This is a genomic window from Thermoleptolyngbya sp. M55_K2018_002, assembly GCF_015295965.1.
GTDB lineage: Bacteria > Cyanobacteriota > Cyanobacteriia > Elainellales > Elainellaceae > Thermoleptolyngbya > Thermoleptolyngbya sichuanensis.
In genome coordinates this window covers 1-4,266 of sequence record NZ_DVEA01000406.1, presented here as the reverse complement: position 1 = coordinate 4,266, position 4,266 = coordinate 1, and the positions used below count along the sequence as shown (strand labels likewise).

At 56.8% G+C, this 4,266-nt stretch carries 4 protein-coding genes; 2 read left to right on the top strand and 2 right to left on the bottom strand.

The window, feature by feature from the left end; all coding sequences use genetic code 11:
• Nucleotides 1-50: 50 nt before the first annotated feature.
• Complete coding sequence (locus IGS51_RS20620; protein ID WP_297080640.1) at nt 51-1,118, top strand: AEC family transporter; 1,068 nt, start codon at nt 51-53, stop codon at nt 1,116-1,118.
• Between the two features lie 70 nt (nt 1,119-1,188).
• Here IGS51_RS20620 and IGS51_RS20615 read toward each other — a convergent pair whose 3' ends face one another.
• Nucleotides 1,189-1,521 (bottom strand): hypothetical protein, encoded by a 333-nt coding sequence (locus IGS51_RS20615; RefSeq protein WP_297080639.1) that lies wholly within the window; start codon nt 1,519-1,521, stop codon nt 1,189-1,191.
• A 640-nt stretch (nt 1,522-2,161) separates the two neighbouring features.
• Nucleotides 2,162-2,728 (bottom strand): DUF721 domain-containing protein, encoded by a 567-nt coding sequence (locus IGS51_RS20610; RefSeq protein WP_297080638.1) that lies wholly within the window; start codon nt 2,726-2,728, stop codon nt 2,162-2,164.
• A gap of 493 nt (nt 2,729-3,221) precedes the next feature.
• Here IGS51_RS20610 and IGS51_RS20605 point away from each other — a divergent pair.
• Nucleotides 3,222-4,266, top strand: a 1,045-nt coding sequence (locus IGS51_RS20605) for a hypothetical protein (protein ID WP_297080637.1), incomplete at its 3' end; no start/stop codon positions are given.

Below are 4,266 nucleotides of genomic sequence, written 5' to 3'. Positions count from 1 at the left end.
AAAGTACCCAGTAGTCGAAGGCGCTGATTGCTGACACTCTGGTGCTGGAAATGTCTGATATGCTGCTCCATGCCTATGGGCCGCTGATCTTTTGGACGGGGCTAGGGCTGCTGTCCTGTTCGCTCTTGCCCGATTCGCTGCCGCGCGTGCTAGGGCGCGGTCTGTATTGGGTGGGCGTGCCGATACAAATCTTTACGCTGGCTCGGCAGACGGATTTCTCGTCGCAGGTAGGGCTGGCTCCGCTGGTGGTCATGCTGGCCCTGGTAGGTGGGCTGGGTGTTGCCTGGGGAACGCTGCAAGGGCTTCGCTGGCTTGAGCTAGGGCGATCGCCCTGGAACCCCCTCGCCGCAAATCCACCAAAGATCATGACCAGCGTTTCCAATTCCTCCGCAAGCATAGACCTGCTAACGTCCACTCCAGCGCTGGAGGAGCCAGGTTTGGCACGCCCGATCGAGTCCGGCTGGGAAGATCCGGCCCGGCGCGGCAGTTTCCTCATCTCTGCGGTGCTAGGCAACACGGGCTTTGTGGGGCTGGCGATCGCCCCCAGTCTGATTTCCGAGCCTTACCTGGGCTGGCTAGTGTTCTACAGCGTCACACAGAACGTGGTCGGCACCTACGGACTGGGCGTATGGCTGGCGAGCATCTATGGGCGATCGCACGGCGGCAAAGCCTGGTGGGTTCACCTGCGCGACGTGCTGACGGTGCCCTCGCTGTGGGCCTTTGGGCTGGGAATGCTGACGCGGGCGATCGCCCTGCCGGATGGAGTCGATGCAGGGCTGCGGGGGGCGCTGTGGTGGGTGATTATTCCTGCTGCGCTGCTGCTGATGGGGCTGCGGCTGCGGCAAATCCACGGCTGGCGTAGCCTCAAGGGGGCGATCGCCCCAGCATTGCTCAAGGTGATGGTGCTGCCCGTTGGGGTGGCCGGACTAGCCACGCTGCTGGGCCTGTCTGCCGAGCCAAGACTAGCACTGGTGCTGATGTCGGGAATGCCGACAGCCTTTGCCGGACTCATTCTGGCTGAGGAATACGACCTCGACCGTGAGCTGATCGCCAGCAGCATTGTCCTCACAACGGCCATGCTGCTGTTTACCATTCCGGTGTGGCTGCTACTTAGATAACCCAGATAGCGATAACCCAGATAGCGATAACCCAAAAGCCAGCCTGGGTTCGGCAGCTCAGCACCCAGCACTAGAAGGAGTTCGGCAGCAGCGATGGAGCTTCCACAGCCGCCGCCACAGGCTCCAGTTCTGTCCGGGGGGCTTCGTCTACAAACATTTCAACCAGCAGGGCGATGGGCTGAGGTTCTGGAAGAACGAGCGGCGGGCAATGAATCACCTGCTCGACATCCGCCACCGCAGCGGCGATCGCCACTGGCAAAAACTGCGGCTGCGCCATCGGGCAAGCGCCCCAAGCGCCCTGCACAGGAACCCCCAAGAGTTGGCAATGCCCGCCGCGTCGCCCCTCAATGTGGTAATGGGCACAACGACGGCAGGAAGAAATGCTGTGATGTAAATCATCCATTTCGAGAGGAGCGGTAAAGGAGAGGCAAAAACCGGATCTTCTCTACTATTCTGAGTCAACAAATTTGGTCAAAAATCATCAGAAAAACGTTGCTTTGTAGAGCAGGCAACCCTTTCAGCGATCCCAAATAAAAAGTAAGTATTTAGATTGTTTTTAGCTTCAGATTCTGAGAGATCTCTAAATTTAGAATTCCCCTGATTCAAGCAAGCACACCAATAAACCCCGTAGTTTTGCTTAAAACTGAGCGGGGATCACGAGGAAATGAGACGTGTATGAGACAAAAATGATTCTTCTTGGATGTCTTTAAGAATTGAAAATAATAGTTTTAGAACTGTAAGCAAAAGCAAAGATGAGAGACTTTTGAGGCGTGAGCAGCGGGCTAATAGAACGGCTTCCCGCTGTAGAACCACAAGAAAATCATCGATGGGCGATCGCCACAAAGCAGCCTTGAAAGCATCAACGCAACCAGCCCAAAACTGCAATCCGCGGGCCGACTTAACTGGCTGAACTAAACCCGTATTTCAGCACCCGGATTTTAGCCCATGCCTGCCCGTTTAAAAAGCTAGCAGCCCTCCGCAAAGACCGTTATGGTGAAATTACTGTGAAATGAGCGTGAAATTACGGTGTTACAACTGCCGGTTTACCACTGCTTAACCGCACACAGCCCACAGCAAGACCAGCGCTCAAGTTCTCCCTGAGGGGTGGGGCACTGACAGCGGGGACAGAGCGGCATCTGAGCCGTGCGCGATCGCATCTGGTTGGCCCAGGCGCGAAAGGCTGATTCAGGGTCTGTGGGTTGAGCAGCCGCGCCATGGTGAGGGCGATCGCCCGCCGTCCTGTCTAGTCGGCTGGGGTGTTCCCGCCAGACTCGCGCGGATTCGGTTTGCAACTCGGCTGGGCTATGGAGCGATCGCCGATGCCACCAGGTCGTAGAAAAGCGGATATCGGTAATGCGGTAGGGCAGTCGAGCATTCAGCTTTTCTAAAATGTGGAGCCGCTCAAACATCAGCGTTTGCACCCAGGGGGAGCTAGCCACGCCCACCTGAAGCACCCCCGCTTGTAGGGCCCACGGGCGAGTCTGGGCTGCCACCGCCGGGCCGACCAGTTCTGGCCAAACCGTGAGAACCTGTTGGATCTGTCGGTGCGATCGCCAAGAGGACTGCTGATCGAGGGCACCTAAAACACGCTGGAGAGATTGAAACGTCATGAGCGGCAAGATTTGTGAATTGCAAATGCAACAAGGGATAATTCTTTAATTACAATTCCAGATAGCTGTTTTGACCGAGAATTATATACAGCCTGGGTGTATCGTGCTTTGGCGCGTGATTAAGATTAACTCAATCTCTGCGGGGCGAGTGGGCACTGTGTTTGCTTGGCTTTTTGCACAAAGCCTTATATCGCGCAGGAGATCCTTCGCTAGAATTTCTTTGGTCGTCCGCTATCGGTGGCTCCTTGGTTGAGTCGAAGGTTTAGTCGAAAGACTTGCTCCAGAATCGTCAAATCCCTCGCAACCATCTAACTCGCAACCATTTAATCTAAATGGTATTCAAATGGTATTCAATGTATTCAATTTGAATCGAGCAGTGCTGACCTAAACGGGATTAGAAACAGCACTGGAGCCGTCAACGTTTCATCAAGTTTCATCAAACAGCGTTCAACATAAATCGCTACTTAAATTTAGCCTTGGCAGGAGTTCTGCGATGCGTCGCTCACCCGCTACCCCGTCCCAATCTAGCTCCTCTACGCCGCTGCACCCGGCGCTGCAAGCCATTTTTGAAAATCTGGATTTGCGGCTAGAAGATGAGTTGGCCCGCTATCGTCGTCAGCAAGGTCGGCGGGGCGTTGCACCTGTGCTTCAGGGCGATCGACGAGCAGACAGCCTGACTGCTCAGGCTGAAGCGCGATCGCTCCCAGCAAGATGGAACGAGTCATCCAGGGGTGCTGCTGAGTCTCGTCCCTATCTCCAGCTTGCACCAGACGCAGCCAGGAATACCGATTCGCATAGCCCATTGCCAGATCTGGGGTATGCCCCTGAGCCACAAGCTCGCCCAGAACTGCTGCTGGGTGGGGCGATCGCCCCCCAAATGGCTCCTCCTGCTGCGGATTATGGTGCAGTTCCGCTGCATCCTCAGCATGACCACGACCTCTACCCCACCGCCAAACCAGCGGCCGAGCCAGACGATTATCTGGAATCCTCTGAATATCTGCTGCGGAACCTGGCGGAAGACGAGCGCGACTTGCGGGCCAGCCAGCAAGAGCCGGGAATGCTGCAAAGCTTGCTCACGCCACTGGGGATCGGGTCGATGATTTTGCTGCTACTGTCGAGCCTTAGCTTTGGCTATCTGGTGATGAACCCGGCTGGATTGAGCGTCATTGGTCTGGGCGAAGCGGCTCGCAGGACGGCAGACGGCTCTACGCCAGGGGCAAATGCGGGCGCAGACGGCTCCTTGGCGGCGGATGCGGGGGCTAGAAACAGCGCCATTTCTCCCGATTTGTCTGCTCAAGAGTTCCCTGAGGTGAATCTGGATACCCTAAGTACGCTTCCCAGCGGGCGCACTGCTATTCTGGAACCTTCGACTGAGGCTGATTCATCGTCCGAGCCGCCCGTTCTGTCGGGTTCACCGCTCCCCGCAGAGGCTCCCACTGCCCCAGCCGAAGCTTCCACAACCGAGCCTGTTGCACCGGCCCAACCTGCTGCTAGAAGTGCACCTTCTAGCCCACCTCCGCCTCGCCCCGCCAGCCGCC